This is a genomic window from Cupriavidus sp. 10L43_2, assembly GCF_056395265.1.
In genome coordinates this window covers 22,372-46,528 of the sequence record NZ_JBFTJE010000026.1, presented here as the reverse complement: position 1 = coordinate 46,528, position 24,157 = coordinate 22,372, and the positions used below count along the sequence as shown (strand labels likewise).

The 24,157-nt window shown below is 67.1% G+C and carries 24 protein-coding genes; 10 read left to right on the top strand and 14 right to left on the bottom strand.

Features of this window, described 5'->3' with window-relative positions; all coding sequences use genetic code 11:
- Nucleotides 1-98: 98 nt before the first annotated feature.
- Entirely contained in the window at nucleotides 99-716 is a 618-nt protein-coding gene (locus AC1DEL_RS26095) for a 50S ribosomal protein L25/general stress protein Ctc (RefSeq protein ID WP_092291672.1), read from the top strand.
- Between the two features lie 122 nt (nucleotides 717-838).
- Entirely contained in the window at nucleotides 839-1,435 is a 597-nt protein-coding gene (gene pth / locus AC1DEL_RS26090; protein WP_477125885.1) for an aminoacyl-tRNA hydrolase, read from the top strand.
- A 108-nt stretch (nucleotides 1,436-1,543) separates the two neighbouring features.
- Here the strand turns inward: pth and AC1DEL_RS26085 are convergent, their stop codons facing one another.
- The 5 genes from AC1DEL_RS26085 to AC1DEL_RS26065 all read right to left on the bottom strand — a co-directional run bounded on the left by AC1DEL_RS26085 (nucleotide 1,544) and on the right by AC1DEL_RS26065 (nucleotide 6,237).
- Nucleotides 1,544-1,804 (bottom strand): YfhL family 4Fe-4S dicluster ferredoxin, encoded by a 261-nt coding sequence (locus tag AC1DEL_RS26085; RefSeq protein ID WP_092291669.1) that lies wholly within the window; start codon nucleotides 1,802-1,804, stop codon nucleotides 1,544-1,546.
- 65 nt (nucleotides 1,805-1,869) lie between these two features.
- Nucleotides 1,870-2,355 (bottom strand): pantetheine-phosphate adenylyltransferase, encoded by a 486-nt coding sequence (gene coaD / locus AC1DEL_RS26080; RefSeq protein ID WP_092291667.1) that lies wholly within the window; start codon nucleotides 2,353-2,355, stop codon nucleotides 1,870-1,872.
- Between the two features lie 192 nt (nucleotides 2,356-2,547).
- A complete protein-coding gene (gene rsmD / locus AC1DEL_RS26075) occupies nucleotides 2,548-3,192 on the bottom strand; it encodes a 16S rRNA (guanine(966)-N(2))-methyltransferase RsmD (RefSeq protein WP_177219859.1) in 645 nt (214 codons plus the stop codon).
- 117 nt (nucleotides 3,193-3,309) lie between these two features.
- Entirely contained in the window at nucleotides 3,310-4,677 is a 1,368-nt protein-coding gene (locus AC1DEL_RS26070) for a M16 family metallopeptidase (RefSeq protein ID WP_092291665.1), read from the bottom strand.
- A 9-nt stretch (nucleotides 4,678-4,686) separates the two neighbouring features.
- Nucleotides 4,687-6,237 (bottom strand): M16 family metallopeptidase, encoded by a 1,551-nt coding sequence (locus tag AC1DEL_RS26065; protein WP_092291663.1) that lies wholly within the window; start codon nucleotides 6,235-6,237, stop codon nucleotides 4,687-4,689.
- 265 nt (nucleotides 6,238-6,502) lie between these two features.
- On the opposite strand from AC1DEL_RS26065, the gene ftsY reads away from it, so the two are divergent.
- Nucleotides 6,503-7,636: a signal recognition particle-docking protein FtsY gene (ftsY, locus tag AC1DEL_RS26060; protein ID WP_477125890.1), complete on the top strand. Its 1,134-nt coding sequence runs from the start codon at nucleotides 6,503-6,505 to the stop codon at nucleotides 7,634-7,636.
- A 236-nt stretch (nucleotides 7,637-7,872) separates the two neighbouring features.
- Complete coding sequence (locus AC1DEL_RS26055) at nucleotides 7,873-10,209, top strand: carboxypeptidase-like regulatory domain-containing protein (RefSeq protein ID WP_477125884.1); 2,337 nt, start codon at nucleotides 7,873-7,875, stop codon at nucleotides 10,207-10,209.
- 102 nt (nucleotides 10,210-10,311) lie between these two features.
- On the opposite strand, the gene maiA is transcribed toward AC1DEL_RS26055, so the two are convergent.
- Nucleotides 10,312-10,956, bottom strand: coding sequence for a maleylacetoacetate isomerase (gene maiA, locus AC1DEL_RS26050; protein WP_177219867.1), 645 nt, complete (start codon nucleotides 10,954-10,956; stop codon nucleotides 10,312-10,314).
- Between the two features lie 7 nt (nucleotides 10,957-10,963).
- A complete protein-coding gene (locus AC1DEL_RS26045) occupies nucleotides 10,964-11,665 on the bottom strand; it encodes a fumarylacetoacetate hydrolase family protein (protein ID WP_441593640.1) in 702 nt (233 codons plus the stop codon).
- 530 nt (nucleotides 11,666-12,195) lie between these two features.
- On the opposite strand from AC1DEL_RS26045, the gene AC1DEL_RS26040 reads away from it, so the two are divergent.
- The 4 genes from AC1DEL_RS26040 to ybiB all read left to right on the top strand — a co-directional run bounded on the left by AC1DEL_RS26040 (nucleotide 12,196) and on the right by ybiB (nucleotide 16,380).
- Complete coding sequence (locus AC1DEL_RS26040; protein WP_092291654.1) at nucleotides 12,196-13,503, top strand: CmpA/NrtA family ABC transporter substrate-binding protein; 1,308 nt, start codon at nucleotides 12,196-12,198, stop codon at nucleotides 13,501-13,503.
- A gap of 48 nt (nucleotides 13,504-13,551) precedes the next feature.
- Nucleotides 13,552-14,463, top strand: a complete 912-nt coding sequence (gene ntrB, locus AC1DEL_RS26035) for a nitrate ABC transporter permease (protein WP_092291652.1) — start codon at nucleotides 13,552-13,554, stop codon at nucleotides 14,461-14,463.
- Between the two features lie 24 nt (nucleotides 14,464-14,487).
- The gene (locus tag AC1DEL_RS26030; RefSeq protein WP_092291650.1) at nucleotides 14,488-15,291 is read left to right on the top strand and encodes an ABC transporter ATP-binding protein; all 804 of its coding nucleotides are present in this window, start codon (nucleotides 14,488-14,490) and stop codon (nucleotides 15,289-15,291) included.
- A gap of 93 nt (nucleotides 15,292-15,384) precedes the next feature.
- On the top strand, nucleotides 15,385-16,380 hold the full coding sequence (gene ybiB, locus AC1DEL_RS26025; RefSeq protein WP_477125883.1) for a DNA-binding protein YbiB: 996 nt from the start codon (nucleotides 15,385-15,387) through the stop codon (nucleotides 16,378-16,380).
- A gap of 23 nt (nucleotides 16,381-16,403) precedes the next feature.
- On the opposite strand, the gene AC1DEL_RS26020 is transcribed toward ybiB, so the two are convergent.
- On the bottom strand, nucleotides 16,404-17,279 hold the full coding sequence (locus AC1DEL_RS26020; protein ID WP_477125882.1) for a pirin family protein: 876 nt from the start codon (nucleotides 17,277-17,279) through the stop codon (nucleotides 16,404-16,406).
- A gap of 417 nt (nucleotides 17,280-17,696) precedes the next feature.
- Between AC1DEL_RS26020 and rpoH the strand changes: the two genes are divergently transcribed.
- Complete coding sequence (gene rpoH, locus AC1DEL_RS26015; RefSeq protein ID WP_255370730.1) at nucleotides 17,697-18,581, top strand: RNA polymerase sigma factor RpoH; 885 nt, start codon at nucleotides 17,697-17,699, stop codon at nucleotides 18,579-18,581.
- Between the two features lie 67 nt (nucleotides 18,582-18,648).
- On the opposite strand, the gene AC1DEL_RS26010 is transcribed toward rpoH, so the two are convergent.
- The 5 genes from AC1DEL_RS26010 to AC1DEL_RS25990 all read right to left on the bottom strand — a co-directional run bounded on the left by AC1DEL_RS26010 (nucleotide 18,649) and on the right by AC1DEL_RS25990 (nucleotide 22,845).
- The gene (locus tag AC1DEL_RS26010) at nucleotides 18,649-19,266 is read right to left on the bottom strand and encodes an SCO family protein (protein ID WP_092291642.1); all 618 of its coding nucleotides are present in this window, start codon (nucleotides 19,264-19,266) and stop codon (nucleotides 18,649-18,651) included.
- A 93-nt stretch (nucleotides 19,267-19,359) separates the two neighbouring features.
- Nucleotides 19,360-20,286 carry a heme o synthase gene (gene cyoE / locus AC1DEL_RS26005; protein ID WP_177219866.1) on the bottom strand — a complete coding sequence of 309 codons (927 nt, stop codon included), beginning with the start codon at nucleotides 20,284-20,286 and terminating at the stop codon, nucleotides 19,360-19,362.
- Nucleotides 20,287-20,294: 8 nt separating this feature from the next.
- The gene (locus AC1DEL_RS26000; RefSeq protein ID WP_454756766.1) at nucleotides 20,295-21,407 is read right to left on the bottom strand and encodes a COX15/CtaA family protein; all 1,113 of its coding nucleotides are present in this window, start codon (nucleotides 21,405-21,407) and stop codon (nucleotides 20,295-20,297) included.
- 6 nt (nucleotides 21,408-21,413) lie between these two features.
- A complete protein-coding gene (locus AC1DEL_RS25995; protein WP_092291638.1) occupies nucleotides 21,414-22,070 on the bottom strand; it encodes an SCO family protein in 657 nt (218 codons plus the stop codon).
- A 7-nt stretch (nucleotides 22,071-22,077) separates the two neighbouring features.
- The gene (locus tag AC1DEL_RS25990; protein ID WP_092291636.1) at nucleotides 22,078-22,845 is read right to left on the bottom strand and encodes an SURF1 family protein; all 768 of its coding nucleotides are present in this window, start codon (nucleotides 22,843-22,845) and stop codon (nucleotides 22,078-22,080) included.
- A 69-nt stretch (nucleotides 22,846-22,914) separates the two neighbouring features.
- Here AC1DEL_RS25990 and AC1DEL_RS25985 point away from each other — a divergent pair, with 69 nt between their 5' ends.
- On the top strand, nucleotides 22,915-23,124 hold the full coding sequence (locus AC1DEL_RS25985; protein ID WP_092291634.1) for a twin transmembrane helix small protein: 210 nt from the start codon (nucleotides 22,915-22,917) through the stop codon (nucleotides 23,122-23,124).
- Between the two features lie 100 nt (nucleotides 23,125-23,224).
- Here the strand turns inward: AC1DEL_RS25985 and AC1DEL_RS25980 are convergent, their stop codons facing one another.
- On the bottom strand, nucleotides 23,225-24,085 hold the full coding sequence (locus AC1DEL_RS25980; RefSeq protein ID WP_092291632.1) for a cytochrome c oxidase subunit 3: 861 nt from the start codon (nucleotides 24,083-24,085) through the stop codon (nucleotides 23,225-23,227).
- Nucleotides 24,086-24,157: the final 72 nt, after the last annotated feature.

The following is a 24,157-nucleotide window of genomic DNA, read 5'->3' as shown; positions in this document are numbered from 1 at the left end:
GGCGGCCAATGTGCTTCAAGCGGCACTACATTCTCGTCGTGCCGCTTCAGTCGAGGCTGTCTGGTCGCGGACAGCCTTCTTACTATTTGGAGTACACCATGAAAGTCATCGCTTTCGAGCGTAGCGTACAGGGAACGGGTGCGAGCCGCCGCCTGCGCAATTCCGGCAAGACCCCCGGCATCATCTATGGCGGCGCCGCCGAGCCCAAGATGATCGAACTGGATCACAACGCGCTGTGGCACGCCCTGAAGAAGGAAGCGTTCCACTCGTCGATCCTGGACCTGGAAGTGGGTGGCGCGTCCGAGAAGGCGCTGCTGCGCGCGTTCCAGATGCACCCGTTCAAGCCGCTGGTGCTGCACGTTGATTTCCAACGCGTGTCGGCCACCGACAAGATCCACGTCAAGGTGCCCCTGCACTTCATGAACCAGGAATCCGCTCCTGGCGTGAAGCTGGGCCACGGCATCGTGAACCACATCCTGAACGACCTGGAAGTGTCGTGCCTGCCGGCCGACCTGCCCGAGTTCATCGAAGTGGATCTGGGCCAGGCCGAACTGGGCCAGACCCTGCACCTGTCGGACGTGAAGCTGCCGAAGGGCGTGACCGCCATCACCCACGGTGACGACAACCCCGCCGTTGCCAGCATCTCGCTGCCGGCCGGTGGTGTGTCCGAAGCTGCTGAAGGTGGCGAAGCCGCTGGCGAAACGCCGGCTGCCTAAGCCTTCTCGCGCATCGAAGAAACCGCCGGTTCGCCGGCGGTTTTTTTTCGCGCGGGATTTTCGCCAGCGTTTTGACGTATGCTGTCTCGCGCCAGACTCTCCCGACCTTCCCGATTCATCGCATGATCAAGCTCATCGTCGGCCTCGGCAATCCCGGGGCGGAATACGAGGCCACGCGGCATAACGCCGGCTTCTGGCTCGTCGACCAACTCGCCCGCATGGGCAGCACAACGCTGCGCGTGGAGGGCCGCTTCCACGGCCTGGCCGGCCGCGCCCGGCTCTGGGACCAGGACATCTGGCTGCTCAAGCCGTCCACGTTCATGAACCGCTCCGGGCTCGCCGTGGTGTCGCTGGCGCGCTTCTACAAGATCCTGCCGGACGAGATCCTGGTCGCGCACGACGAGATGGACCTGCCTGCGGGCGCGGTCAAGCTCAAGCGCGGCGGCGGCGCAGGCGGGCACAACGGGCTCAAGGACATTGCCGCGCACCTGACCACCCAGGACTACTGGCGCCTGCGGCTCGGCGTGGGCCATCCGCGCAATGCGCCGGGCGGCGCCGGGGCGGGCCGCGAGGATGTGGTCAACTATGTGCTCAAGCCGCCACGCAAGGAAGAGCAGGAAGCCATCGACACGGCGATCGACCGCAGCATCGGCCCGCTGGGGCTGCTGGCGCGTGGCGAGAACGAGCGCGCGATGATGGAGCTGCACACGGGCAAGTGAAGGGTATCTTCCGGCCCAGTGTCAGCAGGCAATAAAAAACCCCGCGATGCGGGGTTTTTTATATGCCGGACAACCCGGAACGGGTACGGCCAGAGTGCTGAATAATGCTCAAGCCGCATGCCGCGCGGCGGTCAGCAGCCGGTAGCGCTGCATCAGCACCTCCTGGGACTCCACGCGGTTCGGGTCCTTCGGGATGCAAGCCACCGGGCATACCTGCTGGCATTGCGGTTCGTCGAAGTGGCCGACGCACTCGGTGCACTTGTTGGGGTCGATCTCGTAGATCTCGGGCCCCATCGAAATTGCTTCGTTCGGGCACTCGGGCTCACAAACGTCGCAGTTGATGCAGTCGTCAGTGATCAATAGCGCCATGATATTTCCTTCCTGCGACCCGCCCGCGCCCGACTGGCCGCGTCGGCGGGTTCGAAGGCTCCATTCTATTCCGCTTTGCCAATCTTCTCTTGCAGCCAGCGCTCCACCGAGGGGAATACGAACTTGCTGACATCGCCGCCCAGCACGGCAATCTCGCGCACAAAGGTGCCCGAGATGAACTGGTACTGGTCCGAGGGGGTCAGGAACATCGTTTCCACGTCCGGCAGCAGGTAGCGGTTCATGCCGGCCATTTGGAACTCGTACTCGAAATCCGACACCGCGCGCAGGCCGCGCACGATCACGCGCGCATTGTTCTTGCGCACGAAGTCCTTGAGCAGGCCCGAGAAGCCTTCCACGCGCACGTTGGGATAGTGCCCGAGCACTTCCTTCGCGATACCGATGCGCTCCTCCAGCGAGAAGAACGGGCGCTTGTTGGGGCTGTGCGCCACGCCGACCACCAGCTCGTCGAAGATATTCGACGCGCGACGGACGAGATCCTCGTGTCCCCGGGTCATGGGATCGAATGTACCGGGATAGACCGCGACGACCATATTTCCTCCTTTGGGGTGCCCGCTGCCGGCCTTGTGGCCGATCGATGGATTCTGGCTGCGTGACGAGCGTTGAACAAACAACAGCGGCGTAGTGTAACGCCAAATGCGGCATTTGGAAGTCCATCCACAGGCTTTCTGCGGCGTTGCAGCACGCCCGCAAACGCTTGCCCGGCGCGGCAACTCGTCGTACGACTACCCTGCTTCGCCCTGCCCCGGCACCTTGTGCTGGAGCAGGTGGAAGTGCACCGCGCCCGCGCGGGCCTGCCGCACGATCTCGAGCGAGGCCGGCACCGGCGCATCGGGCCCGATCAGCGCGTGGTCGGTCTCCACATAGACCGCCCCACCCGGCCGCGACAGCCGTGCTGCATGCTCGAGCGCCGGCCCGAGCCAGTCCTCGGCGAACGGCGGGTCCAGGAAGATCACGTCGAAGCTGGCGCCCGGCATCTGCGCGGCCACGGCGAAGGCGTCGCCCTGGATCACCTTGACCTGCTCGGCGTCGAACCGGTACTGATTGTCGCGCAACTGGCGCGCCACACGCGGGTTGGCCTCCACCAGCGTGACGGCCGCCGCGCCACGGGACGCCGCCTCGAAGCCAAGTGCGCCGGAGCCGGCAAACAGGTCGAGGCAGGTCATCCCGGACATGTCCTGGCCGAGCCAGTTGAACAGGGTTTCCCGAACGCGGTCAGGCGTGGGCCGCAGCCCTTCGGCCTCGAGGACCGGCAGCAGCGAGCGCTTCCAGCGCCCGCCAATGATGCGGACCTGCGCCGGCGCCTGGCGAGGGGAGGGAGAAGCAGATCGCCCGCGCGGTGCGGGCGATGGTTTGGTGCGCGAATTCATGCCGTGATTGTAGAGCCTGCCGCGCCCCGCCACACCCTCTGGCGGCTGCGCGGCTTCACAATCAGAATCGTCTCAACGATCGATGCTGCGCCAACCCGGCGCCAAGTTAGCGCCAACTCAGGGTTGCACCGGGCCGCCCACGATGACCGTGGCCATGGCATCCGGATGCACGTGCTTCTGGAAAGCCGCCCGCACCTGCTCGCGCGTGACCTTGCCGATCTGCGCCGTCCAGGTGTCGAGATAGTCGAGCGGCAGGCCGTACCAGCCGATGTTCGCCACGTTGGTCAGCAGCTTGCGGTTGCTGTCGATGCGCAGCGGGAAGCCATTGACGAGGTTGTCCTTGGCGGCGCGCAGTTCGGCGTCGGTCGGGCCGGTCTGCACGTACTGCTTCAGGATCTCGCGCACCAGCCGCAGCGCCTCGTCGGTGTTCTCCTTCTTGGTCTGGAGCGTGATGCCGAACGGCCCGGGCTGCTTCGCCGGCGCGAAATAGCTGTCCACGCCGTAGGTCAGCCCGCGCTTCTCGCGCACCTGGTCAGTCAACCGCGAACTGAACCCGCCGCCGCCGAGCACGTAGTTGCCCACCAGCAGGGCGAAGTAGTCGGGGTCGCCGCGCGCGATGGCCGGCTGGCCCATCGCCACGCTGGCCTGCTGCGCCGGATGGGGGATGCGCTTCTCGCTGCCCGGAATCGTCATCTGCACGTCCGGCACCTTGGGCGCGGCCACGCCGTCGGGGAGGCCGCGCGTCAGGTCTTCGGCGATCTGCTCGGCCTGCTTGCGGTCGATGGCGCCGATCAGCGTGACCACGGCGCGCTTGGCGGTGTAGTTGTCGCGCCAGAACTTCAGCAGGTCATCACGCGAGATGGCGGCCACCGATTCCGGCGTGGCCGACACTCCGTACGGATGGTTCGGATACACGGCCTTCGACAGCGTCTTGTCGGCGATCACGCCGGGACGCGAGTCGCCCTCGCGGATCGCGGTAATCAGGCGCTGCTTCTCGCGCTCGACCACGGCCGCCGGATAGGTCGGCGCCTTGATCAGCTGCCCGGCCAGCCGTAGTGACTGCTCACGTTCGGGCGAGGCGGTCAGCGTGCGCAGGCCGATGCCGCCACGGTCGCCGCCAGCCGCGCCGCCAAAATCGGCACCCGTGTCGGCGAAGGCATCGGCCACCTGGGCTTCATTGCGCGCGGGCTGGCCGTCCTGGGCGGCCGCGCCCTTGTCGAGCAGCGCGGCGGTCAGCGTGGCCAATCCGGCCTTGCCGGGCGGGTCGTAGCGGCCGCCGGCGTCGAAATCGATATTGACATCGAGCATCGGAATCGACGGACTCGGCACGAAGAACACCTTCGCGCCGGTGGAGGCCGTCCAGTTCTCGATGGGCAGCGCGGCCTGGGCCACGGAGCCGGCCAGGAGGGCAATCGCCCCGCAGGCCACCCCGGCCAGCCGGCGCACCATCCGTGGCGAGGCAATCGTCATGACGGACAAGGACATCGTGGCTCCTCAGTGACGCAGCCCTTCCGGGGCGGCAGTCTTGGGCTTGTTGGGGTCGATCGGCTGCGGCACCAGCGTGGCCACGGTCAGGTTGTCATCGTTGAAATACTTTGCCGCCACGGCTTGCACCTGGGCTGGCGTGACTTCCTTGATCTTGTCGAGCATGCGGTCGATCTGGCGCCACGAGATGCCGGAGATCTCAGCCGTGCCGATCTCCATGCCCTGGCCGAATACCGAGTCGCGCTTGTAGATCTGGCCCGCCACCACCTGCGCCTTGACGCGCTTCAGCTCTTCCTCGGACACGCCGTTCTTCGCGATGCGCTGGATTTCCTCGCGCAGGGCTTTTTCGATCTCGTCCGTGGTGTGGCCGTTGGCCGGAGTGCCGTCGAGCACGAACAGCGATTCGCCGCGATTGATGCTGTCGTAGCCCACGTTCACGTCGTCGGCCAGGCGCTGCTCGCGCACCAGTTCGCGGGTCAGGCGGGCGTTGTCGTAGCCGTTCAGCACGGCGGACAGCACCTCCAGCGCGTACGGATCGACATCCTTCTCCACGTCATGCAGGCGCGGCACCTTGTAGGCCATGACCATGTACGGGTTCTCGGCCGGCGCCTTGACCCAGATGCGCTTGATGCCCTTCTGGGTAGCCTCGAGCTGGGTCTTGCGCAGCGGCAGCGCGCGCGGCTTGAGCTTGCCGTAGTAGCGTTCGGCCAGCGCGCGCACCTCGTCCGGCTTGACGTCGCCGGTCACCACCAGCAGCGCGTTGTTCGGCACGTACCAGGCCTTGTACCAGGCCTGCACGTCCTCCACGCGCATGTTGACGAGGTCATCCATCCAGCCGATCACCGGATGCCGGTAGGCGGCGGCGGTGTAGACCGTGGCCAGTAGCTGCTCGTAGACGGTGCCGCGCGGGGAGTCGTCGGTGCGCAGGCGGCGCTCCTCCATCACGACTTTCATCTCGCGGTCGAATTCGTCCTTCTTGATGATGAGGTTGGCCATGCGGTCGGCCTCCAGCTCCATCATCCTCGGCAGGTACTGCTTGGCGATCTGCTGGTAGTAGAGCGTGAAATCGCGGTTGGTCATGGCGTTCTCGCGACCGCCGAGCATGGCGATCTGGCGCGAGAACTCGCCCACCGGCACCTTCGGCGTGCCCTTGAACATCATGTGTTCGAGCATGTGGGCCACGCCCGTGGTGCCGCTCACCTCGTCGATGCCGCCCGTGCGGTACCAGATCTGGTGCGCCACGGTGGGCGCGCGATGGTCTTCCTTGACGATCACGCGCATGCCGTTGGAGAGCTGGAATTCGGTGGTGCCCGCCTGGGGCTGGCCCACCGCGGAAGCGGTCCGCGCTCCGGAAGGCGGGCCCTGCGGCGTGGGCGCGGTGGTCTGGGCCATCGCCGCGCCACTAAATCCGGCGAATCCGCCAAATCCGGGCAATCCTGACAGGCCGGAGAAGGCGAAAGCAGCAACCAGTGTGGGAAGGACGCGCCGCGAGAGGCGGGCGGTGGGCATTGATCGGATTCGGGCGGCGCCCGCTCCGGACAAGACAGCGCAATGGTTCATGCGACCCCGTCTGCTAGAATTTTGGCGATTGATTCTACCGGGGTATTGACCCCTTTCCCTAATGTTTAGTTTCTGGAAGAAGCGCAAGGCCGAGCCGGCCCCTGCGCCCGCCGAGCCGCCGGCTGCCGAGCCGGCGCCGGCCATCACGCCGGCACCGGTGGCCTCGCCCACCGCTGCCCCCCAACCCCAGCCGTCGCCCAGCCCGGCGCCGGCGCCCTTGCCTGTCCCCGCTCCAGCTCCAACGCCTGCCCCGGTTCCGGTCCCCGTGCCGGTGCCTGTTCCTGTTCCGGTGCCTGTCCCCGTCCCGGTTCCGGCCCCCGCACCTGCCCCGGCTCCCGCTCCGGCTCCCGCTCCGGTGCCTGCCCCGGTGCCTGCCCCGGTGCCCGTGCCGGTCCCGGTTCCCGCCCAAGTGCCGCCTCCGCCGCCGGCGCCGGTCGCCTATGAGCCGCCGGTTGTCGAGGAACTCGAACTAACGCCGCCGCCAACCCAGACCGCCGAGGCCAAGCGTGGCTGGATGACGCGCCTGCGTGCCGGGCTGTCGAAGACGAGCCGAAACCTCGGCACGCTGTTCGTCGGCGTGAAGGTGGACGAGGCCCTGTTCGAGGAACTCGAAACCGCGCTGCTGATGGCCGACGCCGGCGTCGAAGCCACCGAGTTCCTGCTCGGCGAACTGCGCCGCCGCGTGAAGAACGAGCGCCTCGAGACCGCCGAAGCCGTGAAGATCGCCCTGCGCGAGCTGCTGACCGACCTGCTGCGCCCGCTCGAGAAGACCATGGAACTGGGCCGCGAGCAGCCGCTGGTGATGATGATCGCGGGCGTGAACGGCGCCGGCAAGACCACCAGCATCGGCAAGCTGTGCAAGCACTTCCAGGCCTACCACCAGTCGGTGCTGCTGGCGGCCGGCGACACCTTCCGCGCCGCCGCGCGCGAGCAACTGACGATCTGGGGCGAGCGCAACAACGTCACCGTGGTCGCCCAGGAAGGCGGCGACCCGGCGGCAGTGATCTTCGATGCCGTGAACGCGGCGCGCGCGCGCAAGATCGACATCGTGATGGCGGACACCGCGGGGCGCCTGCCCACGCAGCTGCATCTGATGGAAGAACTGAAGAAGGTGAAGCGCGTGATCGGCAAGTCGATGCCGACGGCCCCGCACGAGGTGCTGCTGGTGATCGACGCCAACACCGGGCAGAACGCCCTGTCCCAAACCCGCGCCTTCGACGACGCGCTGGGCCTGACCGGCCTGATCGTGACCAAGCTGGATGGCACGGCCAAGGGCGGCATCCTCGCCGCCATCGCCCGGCAGCGCCCGGTGCCGGTGTACTTCATCGGCGTGGGCGAGAAGGTGGAAGATCTTCAGCCATTCAAGGCTGACGAATTCGCTGAAGCACTACTCGGTTGAGCACGGCTGGCTTTGGCCAGCTTCCCCTGCAAAACCAGCATGGCGAGCCCCCGGGCTCGCCATTTTCGTTTTATCGCTAGCGCCTCGCTGCGACTTGCCCCTCCGGCAGGCCCGTTTGGCTGCCGGAAGGGGCCGGACTAGCTGCGTGGCCAACGTTGACTGACATCAACCGTCGTCCCAGGGATGGCTGCTGCAATGGCTCGCCCCCCGGCATTCTTCACCTGAGGACGAGAACCATGAATGGAACGTTGAAGCCACGCAGGATGCGCGCCTGGCTCGGATCGCTTTGCGTCGCCACGCTGATGGCGGCGTGCGGCGGCGATGACAATGGCGGCGGAGGCGGAGGCACCGGCAAGGTCGATCCGCCGCCCGTGCCGCGCCAGACCATCGCCCTGTCGGGCCAGGTCTACCAGGCCGCCGGCGGGGGCAATCCCCACGGCCATGCCGCCGATGTCACCGTCAAGGTGTCCGGCGCCGATGGCAAGGCCGTGGTCGCGCAGGGCGCCACTTCGGCCAGCGGCGACTTTGCCGCGCTCGCGGTGCCAGCCGGCAATGCCGTGGTGCGGCTGTCGAAGACCGGCTACGTCGAGCAGGTGGTGCCGGTGACCGCCACGCGCGACGCACGCATCGAGGCCACGCTGCTGCCCGTCGGCACGACCCTCTCCGCGCCGGGCTTCCAGTCCGGCGGCACCTTTGCCGGCGGCGATGGCGCCAGCGTCACGGTGGCCCCCGGGTCGTTCGTGACCCCTGACGGCAAGCCGGTCAGTGGCACTGTGCAGATTGACATCACGCCCTACAGCGCGGCCGGCAATCCGGAAGGCTTCCCGGGCACGCCGTACCTGCGCCAGGACGGCGTGGACGGCATCATGGTCAGCATGGGCATGGCCGATTTCTCGTTCTCGCAGAACGGCCAGCCGCTGAAACTGGCGCCCGGCAAGACCGCGCGGATCTCCATCCCGCTCTATGCCGCCACCACGCCTGACGGCAAGCTGCTCCAGCCCGGCGATACCGTGCCGGTCTGGAGCATGGACGACAGCACCGGCCAGTGGCGGCAGGCCACCGGCATCTCGGGCGTTGTCGTGGCATCGCCCGACAGTCCCACCGGGCTGGCGATGCAGGCCGATGTCGATCACTTCAGCTGGTGGAACTGCGACTACTTCCGGACCACCCGCGCCATGCGCATCAAGGTGCTCGATCCAGCCGGCGTGCCCTACTCTGGCCAGGCGTACCTGACCGCCACGTTCACCGAGGCGCCCGGGGGCTATGCCACCATCGGCCACGCCGCGATCAAGCTGGACGCCGGTATCACGTCCGTGTCCGTGCCGGACGATGCGGTCGACGGCAGGTTCTCGGTGCGCATCGGCAACCTCGGCGGCGGCGCAACCGTGAACAAGCTGCAATGGCGCGCGACCGACGAAGTGGTAGTGCGCCTGTCCGGGCTGCCCCAGATTGACTTGACACCCGGTACCGGATCGCTGGTGTTCTTCGATGCCGACAAGGCCGGCGGCAAGACCATCCAGTTCGCGCTCGCCACGCGCAACCTTGGTACGACGCCCCTGGAATGGCTGGTCGATGGTGTGCCCGGCGGCAACCCGGCAGTCGGCACGATTTCGGCCAGCGGGCGCTACCGCTCTCCGCGCGGCGCCGATCTGGACGCTGTACTGAACACCGGCGGCCGGCAGGTCTCGATCACCGTGCGCAGCACGGCCGACCATCTGGTCATGCGCCAGGCATCGGTGACGCTGGAGGCGCCGACGATCGTCATCGTCGGGCGACGCTATGGCGCAGGCGGCCGCACCACCGACGACATGACCACCTACACCGATGACAGCGGCTTGCACAGCCTGCCGACCTACCCGGTCCACAACCTGCACGACGACACCTTCCAGGCCTACTTCGGCAATGCAGGCCATCCGTTGCGGTCGGTGCAGTGGGAGCTCTCGTGCGGCATGGACATCAACTACGGCGTGAGCGACTGCGCCCCGTGGGCGCCGGGCGCTGCCATGGCCGCCGATGGCACGCTGACCATGCCCGATGTGTCGCCCATCATCCCGCCCGATCACACGATGGACCTCGTCGTCGGGGCGAGCTACGGCGTGCCGTCGCTCTGGCTGCGCGCCACCTCGGCCGACAAACCCGGTCTGCGCGGCGTCATGCAGCTCAAGGTGGTGCCGGTGGAAGACCCGGTGGGCGACAAGGTGGAGATCGTCTTGCCACTGGGCCTATCCACGCCCGGCGCGGCGGCGTCCGGGGCCGATGTGCCTAACGGCCAATACGTGGTCACCGACGGCCAGCTTGCGGTCCGCAGCACCGCCCCCGCGCTCGATGTCACGGCCCCCGTCACCTGGAGCCTCGTGTGCCTGACGAGAAGTGGCGCATCCTGCGCCTCTACCGCCTGGCGGCCGACGCTCACGCCGGACGGACGCCTGTCCGGCATGGCGGGTCAGCCGGGTCCGTGGAGCGGTGCCTATCTCTACGTGATGGCCGAATGGACGGCTGGCGGCGTCAGCAATCGCCTGACGCGCTGCATCGTCGGGCACGGTGATACGGCCTGCAAGCCGTTGGCCCCATAACCGCCAATTCGGCCAATCGGCCAATCGGCCGATCGGCAACAAAAAAGCCCGGCATCGCTGCCGGGCTTCCTGCAAACGTCGGAACCATCCGATAAAAGCGGACTACTCGCTATCCGGCTGCGCTGCCGGCGCGGCCTTCTGGAAGGCTTCCAGCTCCATGCAGGCCGCGTGAATGCGCGCGATCTGTGGGAATCGGTCCAGATCGACGTTGAACCGGTGCGCGTTGAATACCTGCGGCACCAGGCACAGGTCGATCAGCGTCGGCGTGTCGCCAAACGCGTACCGACCCACGCGGCCGATCTGCTGGAGGTTGCCTTCGAGCGAGGCAAAGCCCTGCTCGATCCAGTGCCGGTACCACGCGTCCTTCGCCTCCTCCGCCACGCCTAGCGTGTGCTTGAGGTACTTCAGCACGCGCAGGTTGTTCAGCGGATGGATCTCGCAGGCGATTTCCTGCGCCAGTCCGCGCACAATGGCGCGGTCCAGCGGGTTGGCCGGCAGCAGCGGCGGCTCGGGGTGCGTTTCATCCAGGTATTCGATGATCGCCATCGACTGGATCAGCGGCTTGCCGTCGGCCACGAGCGTCGGCACCACGCCATCGGCGTTGAGCGCGCGATACTCGGGCTTGAGCTGCATGCCGCCTTCCTTGAGCAGGTGCACTCCCGCGTACTCGTACGGCAGGCCCTTCAGTTCCAGCGCGATACGCACGCGGAACGAAGCCGAGCTGCGGAAGTAGCTGTAGAGCTTCAGCATCGGCTCAGGCCACCTTGACGGTCAACTCGCCCACACCCTCGATGCGGCACAGCATGACGTCGCCCTTCACCACCGGGCCCACGCCTTCGGGCGTGCCGCTGTAGATCAGGTCGCCGGGCTGCAATTCGAACAATTTCGAGAGGTACGACACCATCTCGGGCACCGACCAGATCAGGTCCGACAGATCGCCGCGCTGCTTCTCCACGCCGTTCACCGCCAGCGTGACCGCGCCCTTCTGCGGATGGCCGATCTCGGACACCGGCAGGATCGGGCCGATCGGCGCCGATTTGTCGAATGCCTTGCCGGTCTCCCAGGGGCGGCCGGTCTTCTTCGATTCGTTCTGGAGGTCGCGGCGCGTCATGTCCAGGCCGAGGGCGTAGCCGTAGACGTGGCTGGCGGCCTGCTCGACCGGGATATCCTTGCCACCCTTGCCGATGGCCACCACCAGTTCCACTTCATAGTGGCAATTGCTGGTGCCCGGCGGGTACGGGAAGGTGCCTTCGGTGCCGTCGGCCACGTAGCTCACCGCGTCGGACGGCTTGCAGAAGAAGAACGGCGGTTCACGATCCGGGTCCGAGCCCATTTCGCGCGCATGGGCGGCATAGTTGCGGCCCACGCAATAAACCCGGCGCACGGGAAAGCTTGCGCGGCTACCGCGCACGGGGACGCCAACGGGGGCTTGCGGCTCGAAAACGAACTCGGTCATCCAAACTCTCCAGACTGTTTTTCTGATGGAATCCGCGCCGGCGCGGCGCGGTAGGCCAAAAGCATACACCCATGCGTACGGCCGCATACAGTGGCGAATGAGCACCCTCCCCGCCCGCACGCGGCTGGTGCATTGCACAACTGTGGCGCTGCGGGCCGGCCCGGCCCGCACTAGTTCGCGCAGTCCATTACCCGCCCATCCATCCGCCGTGCCCCGCCACGGCCCACCGTCCGCACCGACCCCGGGCGGACCCGCCCCGCGCTGCCTCCAGATCGGGATTTCCGGCAGGTTTTCCGCGCGCTTGTGCGCCGCAACGACGCTGGCACGTGGCTTGCGTTATCGCCTGCACGGCCAACGACGGCCGCGTGGTACCGAAGCACGAAGCTCTAAGCACCCGAACTCACAACCTGAACAACGCGTCCGCGCTGTCCACCATGGCACGCGCGGCGGGACAACGGCGTCCTGAACTGCAAGCTGGCGAAGGCGGGCTGCGGGTCGGGACGCCTTTTTCTTTTTTCGGAGCCATCGCCATGCCCTCTCGCCTCAAAGACGCCAAGCCCCTGCCCGCAGCCGTGGTCCCTGCCACTCCCGACGCAGCCCCAGCCAGCCAGAGCCGGCGCCGCGTGCTGGCCACCATCGCCGGGGCCGGCGTGATGACGCTGGTGGATCCGCTGGTGCGCAGCGGCGCCTGGGCGGCCGGCTCCGACGCCCCGGAAAAATCCGAAGTCCGCATCGGCTTCATCCCGCTGACGGACTGCGCCTCGGTGGTCATGGCGTCCACGCTCGGCCTGGACAAGAAGTACGGCATCAAGATCACGCCGAGCAAGGAAGCCAACTGGGCCAGCGTGCGCGACAAGCTCGTCAACGGCGAACTCGACGCCGCCCACGTGCTCTATGGCCTGATCTACGGCGTGCAGCTCGGCATCGGCGGCCCGAAGAAGGACATGGCCGTGCTGATGAACCTGAACCACAACGGCCAGGCCATCACGCTGTCATCGAAACTCGCCGAAAAAGGCGCGAAGGACGGCGCCAGCCTGAAGGCACTGATGATGAAGGAGCGGCGCGACTACGTGTTCGCCCAGACCTTCCCCACCGGCACCCACGCGATGTGGCTCTACTACTGGCTGGCCGCCAACGGCATCAATCCGATGCAGGATGCCAAGGCCATCACCGTCCCGCCGCCGCAGATGGTGGCCAACATGCGCGTGGGCAATATGGACGGCTTCTGCGTGGGCGAGCCGTGGGGCGCGCGCGCCATCGCCGACAAGATCGGATTTACCGTGGAAACCACCCAGGCGATCTGGAAGGACCACCCCGAGAAGACGCTCGGCACCACGGCGGAATTCGTCCAGAAGAACCCCAACACCGCACGGGCGATGGTCGCCGCCATCCTCGAAGCCTCGAAGTTTATCGACGCCTCGACCTCGAACCGCCGCAAGACCGCCGAGACCATCGCCGCCAAGTCCTATGTGAATACCGACATGGACATCATCCTGGACCGCATGTTGGGCCGCTACAGCAACGGCCTGGGCAAGACCTGGGACGACCCCGATTCGATGAAGTTCTACCAGGACGGCGCGGCCAACTACCCGTTCCTGTCCGACGGCATGTGGTTCCTCACGCAGCACAAGCGCTGGGGCCTGCTCAAGGAGCACCCGGACTACCTGGCCGTGGCCAAGCAGGTGAACCGGATCGATATTTTCAAGCAGGCCGCCGCCGCCGCGCAGGTGGCCGTGCCCAAGAGCGATTTCCGCACCGCCAAGCTGATCGACGGCGTGACCTGGGATGCCACCAAGGACCCCAAGGCCTATGCCGATGGATTCAAGATCAAAGCCTGACCTCGTCGTTTCCTTGATGTCCCGCTGCCCTCACCTCAGGAGCCAGACGTGAATGCCATTGCCCACCCCGCGCCGGAAGGCACACCCGCCATGACTTCGGACCTTGTCGACACCGACACCAAGGAGCAAACCCGCCGCCGGGCGGCGCAACTGGCCGCGCAAGAGCGGATGGCCGCCCGCCGCGAGGCGCTTGGCGCCGTCGTACGCAAGACGGTGCCGCCGCTGGTCGGCTTCGTCCTGTTCCTGCTGGTCTGGCACGGCATTGCCACGATGATTCCGGCGATTCCCACGCCGGGCGCCACCTGGAACGCCGCCGTGCCGCTGTTCTCCGATCCGTTCTATCGCAACGGGCCGAACGACCAGGGCATCGGCTGGAACATCCTGGCCTCGCTGGCGCGCGTGGCGGCGGGCTTCGGGCTGGCGGCGGTGGTCGGCATTCCGGCCGGCTTCCTGCTGGGCCGCTTCGCCTTCCTGAATGCAATGGCGGCGCCGGTGATCAGCCTGCTGCGCCCGGTTTCGCCGCTGGCGTGGCTGCCGATCGGGCTGCTGCTGTTCAAGGCGGCCAACCCGGCCGCCATCTGGGCCATCTTCATCTGCTCGATCTGGCCGATGATCATCAACACGGCCGTCGGCGTGACGCGCGTGCCGCAGGACTACCTGAACGTGGCGCGCGTGCTCGATCTATCCGAATGGAAGGTGTTCCGCAAGGTGCTGTTCCCGGCCGTGCTGCCCTACATGCTGACCGGCGTGCGGCTCTCGATCGGCACCGCGTGGCTGGTGATCGTGGCGGCCGAGATGCTCACGGGCGGCACCGGCATCGGCTTCTGGCTCTGGGACGAGTGGAACAACCTCAAGGTGGAGCACATCGTCATCGCCATCTTCATCATCGGCGTGGTGGGCCTGATCCTCGAGCACCTGCTGCTCGCGCTGGCCCGCCGCTTCAGCTACGGCAACAACTGACCGCCCCCCGAAGGAGCCATCGCCATGGAAAAGTTTGTCAGCATCGAGAACGTGGGCCAGACCTTCAAGACGCGCAAGGGGCCGTTCGTGGCCCTGCGCGACATCAACCTGGGCATTGCCGAGGGCGAGTTCATCACGCTGATCGGGCATTCGGGCTGCGGCAAGTCCACGCTGCTGAACCTGATTGCGGGCCTGACCACGCCCACCACGGGCGCGCTGATCTGCGCCGGGCGCGAGATTGCCGGACCGGGGCCGGAGCGCGCCGTGGTGTTCCAGAATCACTCGCTGCTGCCGTGGATGACGTGCTTCGAGAACGTCTACCTGGGCGTGGAGCGCGTGTTCGCCGCCACGGAGAGCCGCGCCCAGCTCAAGGCGCGCACCCAGGACACCCTGGCGCTGGTCGGCCTCACGCACGCCGAGAGCAAGTATCCGCACGAGATTTCGGGCGGGATGAAGCAGCGCGTGGGCATCGCCCGGGCACTGGCCATGTCGCCCAAGGTGCTGCTGATGGACGAGCCGTTCGGCGCGCTGGATGCGCTGACCCGCGCCCACCTGCAGGACGAACTCATCAAGATCGTCGCCCGCACCCAAAGCACCGTGGTCATGGTCACGCACGATGTGGACGAAGCGGTGCTGCTGGCGGACCGCATCGTCATGATGACGAACGGTCCGGCGGCCACGGTGGGCGAGATCCTGAAGGTGGACCTCCCCCGCCCGCGCGACCGCGTGGCGCTGGCCGACGACAAGGGCTACCACGCCTGCCGCACCGCCGTGCTGGACTTCCTCTACCGCAAGCAGCGCAACCCGGCGCTGCGCGAGGCAGCCTGACCCCGGCGGGGATGCGTGGGATGGCGGGCGTGGGCGAAGCCGCCCTGCTCCGCTATCATGAACGGCAGAACGATCCACATATCCCCTCCCGCCATGACATCTGCCGCCCCGACCCTTCCGCCGTTTTCGGCCAGCAAGTACATCAAGGAGATTGGCCGCGGGGTCAATGGCGCCCGGGCGCTGCCCCGCGAGGACGCCCAGGTGCTGTTCGATGCGATGCTGGCCGGCCGCGTCTCCGACATCGAACTGGGCGCCGTGCTGATGGCCTACCGGATCAAGGGCGAGGCGCCGCACGAGCTGGCCGGCATGCTCGAGGCCGCCCACGGACACTGCGCCGCGCTGGCGCCGCCGCCGGACAAGCCCGTGGTCGTCATCCCCAGCTACAACGGCGCGCGCAAGCAGCCGAATCTGGTGCCGCTGCTGGCGCTGCTGCTGGCGCGCGAAGGCGTGCCGACGCTGGTGCACGGCTCGCGCGAGTTCAACGGCCGGGTGACGAGCATGCAGCTGTTCGAGGCGCTCGGCGTGCCGCTCTGCGCCACCACGCAGGCCGCGCAGGACCAGTTGCGCGACGCCGCCAATCCGCTGGCCGTACTGCCGATCGATGTGCTGTCTCCAGCGCTTTCGCGCCTGCTGGACAAGCGTCCGATCATCGGCCTGCGCAATTCCTCGCACACCATCGTCAAGATGCTGCAGCCGGTGGGCAGCCACACGCCGGCCGAGGCGCTGCGGCTCTATAGCTACACCCATCCGGAATACCGCGAGACGCTGACCGATTACTTCTCCCACGAGCCTGCCAACGTGCTGCTGGCGCGCGGTACCGAAGGGGAAGTGGTGGCGGATGCCCGCCGCAGCGGCCGCATCGACTGGCTGCACGACGGCCATCAGCGGACGCTGGTCGATCCGATAGGCGGGTCGATTGGCGACGTGCCCGAACTGCCGCCGGGCACCGACGTCGGCCTGACCGCCGCCTGGATTCGCAAGGTGCTCGATGGCGACGCGCCGGTGCCGGCGCCCATCGCCACGCAGGTAGCGACCATCCAGGACTGCCTGAAGCAGGCCACGCGCGTGGCCTGGACGAGCCCGGTCTGACGATTACGGACGATTAGAGCCGATTAAGGCCGGCGCGGAGGCAGCGGAATCCGCTCGGTCTCGCCCGGCACGTGCGGGAACTCGTCGTTCTCCCAGCGGCGCGCGGCGTCGTCGATGTCTTCCTTGGTGCTCGCCACGAAGTTCCAGTAGATGAAGCGATGGCCGTCGGTCGGATCGCCGCCCAGCAGCATCACGCGCGCGGCGGTGGTCGCGGTCAGCGTGGCCGGCTCGCCCGGCACCAGCACGGCGAGGTGTTCCCCCGCCAGCGCCTCGCCATCGATCGTCACATCGCCTTCCACCGGATAGAGCCCGCGCTGCACGTGCTCGGGCGGAATCACCAGCGTCGCGCCGGCTTCCATGTCGATGGCCACGTAAAGCGTGCGGCTGTACACGCGGACCGGGGATTCCGCGCCGAAGGCGTCGCCGGCAATCACGATCATCCGCACGCCGGGAAGCTCCAGCTTGGGCAACGTGGCGCCCGGGTGGTGGTGGAACGACGGCGGATCCTTCTCATGCGTCTTCGGCAGCGCCACCCAGGTCTGGATGCCATGCAGCAGCGGACCGGCCTGGCGCGCGGCGTCTGGCGAACGCTCCGAGTGCGTGATGCCGGTGCCGGCGGTCATCCAGTTCACGTCGCCAGGGCGAATCACCTGCTCGCTGCCGAGGCTGTCACGGTGCGTGATCTCGCCTTCGAACAGATACGTCACGGTCGCGAGGCCGATATGTGGATGGGGCCGCACATCCATGCCATTACCCGGCGGCATCGACACAGGACCGAGGTGATCGAAGAAGATGAAGGGGCCCACGGTCTGCGTGGCGGCGGCGGGCAGCAGGCGGCGGACCGTGAACTCGCCGATGTCCCGCACATGGGGCTTGAGCAAGTGTTCGATGGCAGACATGACAGGACTCCTGGCAATGGGATAACAACGGGAAAACAGCGGAAAGCTGGCCGCCAGTGTAGCGAAATGCGCAATACAGCATCCCGAAATCACGATGAAACCGATCGGGGCGAGTTCCCTCTAATCATGGTACGCGACGCTGGCGGCCCGCCAGCCCTTGCCAGACAAGGCGCGGACGCCGCACCGAGGCCCATTAGACTATCCCAACAACGATATTCATTGTCCGGAACTATCAACCCTATAGAAGCTCTAACTTAGCACTCGCCGAACCTGAGTGCTAATATGCGTTGCAGTGCAGTGACTCTTCCGATTCTGGAATCGAGGCACGCCGGCAACCTACCGCCGGATGCGAAAGGAGCAATAAGCGTGACCGCAGTTCTGTCTGCCGACCCAACCAAGATTTCTGGCCGTCTGCCGATGGCCCCCAAGAATGCCGCCGCTGGCAGCCTCGCGCTCGCCTTCCCGGCCGCAGTGGGCAATCTGGATAGCTACATCCAGGCTATCCACCGGATTCCGCTGCTGACCGCCGAGGAAGAGCAGCGCCTCGCGCGCGACCTGCGCGACCATGAATCCGTCGATGCCGCCCGCCGGCTGGTGATGTCCCACCTGCGTCTGGTGGTGTCCATCGCCCGCCAGTACCTGGGCTACGGCCTGCCGCATGCGGATCTGATCCAGGAAGGCAACATCGGGCTGATGAAGGCCGTGAAGCGCTTCGACCCGGATCAGGGCGTGCGTCTGGTGTCGTACGCGATGCACTGGATCAAGGCCGAAATCCACGAATACGTGCTGAAGAACTGGCGCATGGTCAAGGTGGCGACCACCAAGGCCCAGCGCAAGCTGTTCTTCAACCTGCGCAGCCACAAGACCGGCGCACACACGTTCACGCCCGAGCAGGTGGAAGCCGTGGCGCGCGAACTGAACGTGAAGCCCGAAGAAGTGATGGAGATGGAGACCCGCCTGTCGGGCGGCGACCTGGCGCTGGAAGGCCAGATCGACGACGGCGAGGAGGAATTCGCCCCCATCGCGTATCTGGCGGACAACCACAACGAGCCGACCCGCGTGCTCGAGGCCAAGCGCCAGGACCGCATGCAGGTCGAAGGGCTGGTCGAGGCGCTGGAGCGTCTGGATGCCCGCAGCCGCCGCATTATCGAGGCACGCTGGCTGGACGTGAACGACGACGGCTCGGGCGGCGCCACGCTGCATGAGCTGGCCGACGAGTTTGGCGTCTCCGCCGAGCGCATCCGCCAGATCGAGGCGGCCGCGATGAAGAAGATGAAGGGTGCGCTGGCGGCTTTCGCCTGATCCTCCGCTCCCCGCAATGCAGAAGGGCCGGTCTTGCGACCGGCCCTTTTTTTGTCTTGCCTTCGCCTTACGACAGCAGCTGCTTCAAATCATGCGCGATCGGGTCCGGCCCCTGGCCGTGGCGCAGGAACAGGCGCAGCTGGCCGTTGGTATCGAACACATAGCTGCCGGCCGAGTGATCCACGGTGTAGTTGTTCGGCGAGGTGCCCGGCACCTTGGCGTAGAAGACCTTGAAGTCCTTGGTCACCTTCTTCAGCGCCGCCTCGTCGGCCGGGCGCAGGCCCAGGAAGCGGGCGTCGAAGGCGGGCACGTACTGGCCGAGCAGCGCGCCCGTGTCGCGTTCCGGGTCCACGGTCACGAACAGCACCTGGACCTTGTCGGCGTCCGGGCCGAGCTTGTCCATCACCGCCTTCAGCTCGGCCATCGTGGTCGGGCAGACGTCCGGGCAGTGCGTGTAGCCGAAGAACATCACCACGGCCTTGCCCTTGAAGTCAGCCAGCGTGCGGGTCTTGCCGCTCGGGTCCAGCAGCGAGAAGTCCTTGCCGAACTCGGTGGCGCCCGAGATATCCACGTTCTTGAACGAGGGCTTGGGCTGCCCGCAGGCGGCCAGCAGAGCCGTGCAGAGTGCCAGCAGGCAGAGGCGGCGGAACTGGGCAAGGAGGGACGGAGAGCCGGGGAGAGTCATCGGGATACGCGGTGGTCGGGAGAGGTGCCCGGAAGTATCGCCGATCACATCGGCGCTGGCCTCCGGGCGCGGCAAGATGCCGCAGGCGGGCCATCAGACCTGCGGCACGAACTTGAAGTAGTGATCCACCAGCAACGCCGCGAACAGCAGCGAGAGGTACAGGATCGAATAGCGGAAGGTGCGTTGCGCTAGCGCGTCCGAGTAGTTGCGGAACAGCTTCCAGGCGTAGCCGAGGAACACCAGCCCCAGGCCCAGCGCGGCGGCGAGGTAGATATAGCCGCTCATGCCGTAGACGAACGGCAGCAGCGTGGCGGCGATCATCACCAGCGTGTACAGCAAAATGTGAAGCAGCGTGTACTTTTCGCCATGGGTGATCGGCAGCATCGGCAGGCCGGACTTGGCGTAGTCGGCGCGGCGATACAGGGCCAGCGCCCAGAAGTGCGGCGGGGTCCAGGTGAAGATGATCAGCACCAGGAACCACGCCTCGGCCGGCACCGTGCCGGCCACGGCGGCCCAGCCCAGCGCAGGCGGCATGGCGCCCGACAGCCCGCCGATGACGATGTTCTGCGGCGTGGCCGGCTTGAGCAGGATCGTGTAGACCACGGCGTAGCCGAGGAAGGTGGCGAAGGTCAGCCACATCGTCAGGTCATTGGCGAACACGTGCAGCAGCCACATGCCGGCGCCGCCGAGGATGGCCGAGAACACCAGCGTCTGCGCGCTGGAGATCTCACCGGTGGCGGAAGGCCGCCACGCGGTGCGGCGCATCAGCGCATCGACTTTCTGCTCGACCAGGCAGTTGATGGCGAACGCGGCACCGGCCAGCAGCCAGATGCCAGCGGCACCGCCGAGCAGCACCGACCAGGGCACCATGCCCGGCGTCGACAGGAACATGCCGATGACGGCACAGAACACGGCCAGTTGCGTGACGCGCGGCTTGGTCAGCGCGGCATATTGGCGAGCCAGGTGCCGAATTCGGCCCACGGAGGAATGAGGTTGGGTAGCGGAGACCACGGGGGGCATCTTGTCCTTCATGTGGCGCGCGCGGCTGAGGCGGATTGAGCAGCGGCGCCGGCATAACGTGTCGCGAGGGTCGCGAGGCCGATATTGTAGTGGAGACGGAGCAACAGCATCAGCAACAGGGCCGCGCCGCCGTTGTGCGCCACCGCCGCGCCGAGCGGCCAGTCGAACACGATATTGGACATGCCGGTGGCCAGTTGCAGCGCCAGCACGGCCAGCAGCCATGTGGCGTGGCGCGTCAGGCCCTCCATCCGGCGCGCGCGCAGGCCGAACCAGGCCAGGAAGCCGAGCACCACGAAGGCAAAGCCGCGATGCACCCAGTGGATGGCCACCAGCGCCGCGTGCGGGATGTAATCGCCATCGGCCGTCATGCCGAGCTGGCGCCAGAGCGTGAAGCCGTGGCGGAAGTCCATCTCGGGCACCAGCTGGCCGTTGCAGAGCGGGAAATCGGTGCAGGCCAGCACCGCGTAGTTGGTGCTGACCCAGCCGCCGAGGAAGATCTGGATCACCAGCAAGCCCAGCGCCACCCACGCCGCCCAGCGCAGCGAGGCCGCCTGCGGCGCCACCGCGTGCGGCGGGTCATTGCGGGAGCCGAGCACGATCAGCGACGACAGCAGCGCCATCGCCAGCAGCAGGTGGGTCACCACGATGATCGGCTGGAGCTTCATCGTCACGGTGAGCGCGCCGAACAAGCCCTGCACGCAGACCAGCACGAACACCCCCGTGGCGAACCACGGCGACTGCTTCAGCTCGCGCCGCTTGACCCACGCCAGCACCATCAACGAGATGATCAGCACACCCACCGCCATGGCGAAATAGCGATGGATCATCTCGATCCACGCCTTGGCCAGCGTGACCGGGCCGCTCGGCAGCGCGGTCTCGGCGGCGCGGATCGGCTCCATGGCCGCGTGCGGGTTCGAGTGGCCGTAGCAGCCGGGCCAGTCCGGGCAGCCGAGGCCGGAATCGGTCAGTCGGGTGAAGCTGCCGAACATGATCAGGTCCAGCGTGAGGAAGGCGGTGACCCAGACCAGCTTGCGATACTTGTCGCGGCTGCCCCGCACCAGCACGTACGAGAGCGGCAGCAGGGCAATCAGGATGCCAATGATGGCGAGTTGGAGCAGCATCGCAAATCAGCCAATTCGGGAAAATTTGAGCAGCTTCTTCAGGTCGCTGCTGATCTGTTTCGGGTCGGGTTCCTTCGGCCAGCGCAGCATCAGGTTGCCGAGCGGGTCGATCAGGTACACGGTGTCTTCAGCCCTGGCGCCCGGTTCGGCCGGCAGCCACTGGCGCAGCGCGGCGCCGTCCATGCGCAGGAAGCGCACGCCCGCATAGGGTTCGTTGTAGGCGCTGGACAGCCGTTCGTCCACGGTGCCCGTATCGGAAATCAGCCAGACCGGGGTAATGCGCTCGCGGTCCTGGCCCTGCCCCGCGCGGATCTGGCGCATCGTGAACAGCCGCTTGGCACACGCTTCGTCGCAGGCGGACGCGGCGGTCATCACCATCAGCCACTTGCCCCGGAAGGACGACAGCGGCACGGCCTCGCCGCGCTCGTCGGTCACGTTGAGCGGCGGCATCGGGCGCAGCGGGTCGACCAGCGTGCCGTAGTTGGTGCTGGCGCCGCTCGGCTTGACCACGTAATAGGTGAAATACGAGAAGATGACCGGCGACGCGCAGACCAGCAGCAGCATCAGCATCTGCAGGCGGCCACGGCGCGTGCGCGCATCGATGCGGGAGTCCGGCGTGGCCGTGGGGTCTTGCGATGGCATGGAGTTCGTCTGTACGTTCATCGTTCGGTTATCGGTTCGGCAGGGCGGTGTCCCGGCGCGCACGGCGCCAGCCCAGCACGGCCACCAGCACCACGGTCAGCGCGGCCAGGCCGAACCACTGGGCGGCGTAGCCATAGTGGCGGTCCGCGCCGAGGTCGGCGGCCGCCCAGTCGCGCGCGAGGCCATCGCCGGTATCGGTGGCCTGCTGCATCACCAACGGCAGTAGCGGCGCCCCGGTTTCCCGGGCGAACGCCGCCAAGTCTACATTCTGGCGGATCTTCTGCCCTGCTTCGGCCGACGCGTCTTGCCCGAGGCCGTAGACGCGCGGCGCCGTGGCCACCGCCGTGCCGTCCAGCGTGACGTCGCCATCGGGCGTGGGGAACGGGGCGATCCGCGTGCGGTCCTGGGCGTCGCGCGGCAGCCATCCGCGCAGCACCAGCACGCTGGCGCCGCCATCGGCCAGCTTCAGCGGCGTCAGCACCAGGAAGCCGGCGCGGCCGTCCGAGCCGTTGCCGTGCGGGCGGTTGTCCAGCAACACGGTGCGGGCGGCGTCGAAGCGGCCCCGGGCGCGTACGCGGCGGTCGACCACCTGCGTGGCGTCGATGCGGGCCGTGTTCAGGTCCACCGGCGCCTGCGCCGCCAGCGCGGCCAGCCGCGCGGCGCGGTCCACCTTCTCGTGGGCCCGGCGCAATTGCCAGTTGCCGAGCGCGCACGTCACGACGACCACGGTCAGTGCCGCCACCAGCGGCACCGCCCCCGGCGAGCGCCACAGGCTCCCCCGATTGCGGGTCGTCACGAATGGCCTCGCGAGGCCACGGTGCCATAATGGCCACTTTCGTGACCCGCGGCCTCCCTTCGCTCCAGCATGCGCTTCGTCATCATCGTCGCCTTCATTCTGATCATCGGCAGCCTGGCCTCCGCGCTGTTCTTCATGATGCGCGACCGTGGCCGCACCCCCAACATGATGCGCTCGTTGATGCTGCGCGTCGGCTTCTCGGTGGCGCTGTTCCTGTTCATCCTGTTCGCCAACTGGATGGGATGGATCCACAGCACCGGCATCCATATGTCGCCCTGAGCGGCTGCCAGTCCCCAAAACAAAAAGCGCCGCGCGAGGATCGTCCTCCGCGGCGCTTCGTCTTGTACCGCAGGACCGCCGCAGCGGCCCGTTCCTGCCCTTACAGCCAGTACACCACCACGTAGAGGCCGAGCCAGACCACGTCAACGAAGTGCCAATACCAGGCGGCGCCTTCGAACGCGAAGTGGTGCTGCGGCGTAAAGTGTCCGCGCAGCACGCGGCCCAGCACCACCGCCAGCATGATCGCGCCCATGGTCACGTGGAAGCCGTGGAAGCCGGTCAGCAGGAAGAACGTCGAACCATAGACCCCGGAGGTCAGCTTCAGGTTCAGTTCCGAGTAGGCGTGCATGTACTCGTAGACCTGCAGGCACATGAAGAGCGCGCCGAGCAGGATGGTCAGCACCAGGCCCTGGATCAGCTGGCTGCGCTTGCCGGCCAGCAGCGCGTGGTGCGCCCAGGTCAGCGTGACGCCGGAGGTCAGCAGCAGCGCCGTGTTGATCGTGGGGATCGGCCACGGACCCATGGTCTGGAAGCTCTCCACCGTGCCCGCCGGGCCGAGGTTGGGCCACACGGCCGCGAAGTCCGGCCAGATGATCTTGTTGTTCAGGTCGCCCAGCCACGGCATGGCGATGGTGCGGGCGTAGAACAACGCGCCGAAGAAGGCCGCGAAGAACATCACCTCGGAGAAGATGAACCAGCCCATCGACCAGCGGAACGAGACGTCGATGTTCTTGCCGTACAGGCCGCCTTCCGACTCGCGGATGGCGTCGCCGAACCAGCTCTTGAGCACGAACAGGAACCACAGCAGGCCGAAGCCGCACAGGAACGGGGCCCACGACTGGCCGTTGACCCAACCCGCGGCGCCGGCGCCGGTCATCAGCAGGCCGAAGGCCGCCGTGATGGGGTGGCGCGACGGGCCCGGTACGAAGTAGTACGGAGCATTTGCGCGATTCGCACTCATTCTTCTATCTCCAGCTCAGTGTCTCTGATTCGTTGTAGTTCCGCACCGCCGGCCGACCTCCCTGCCGGTGGT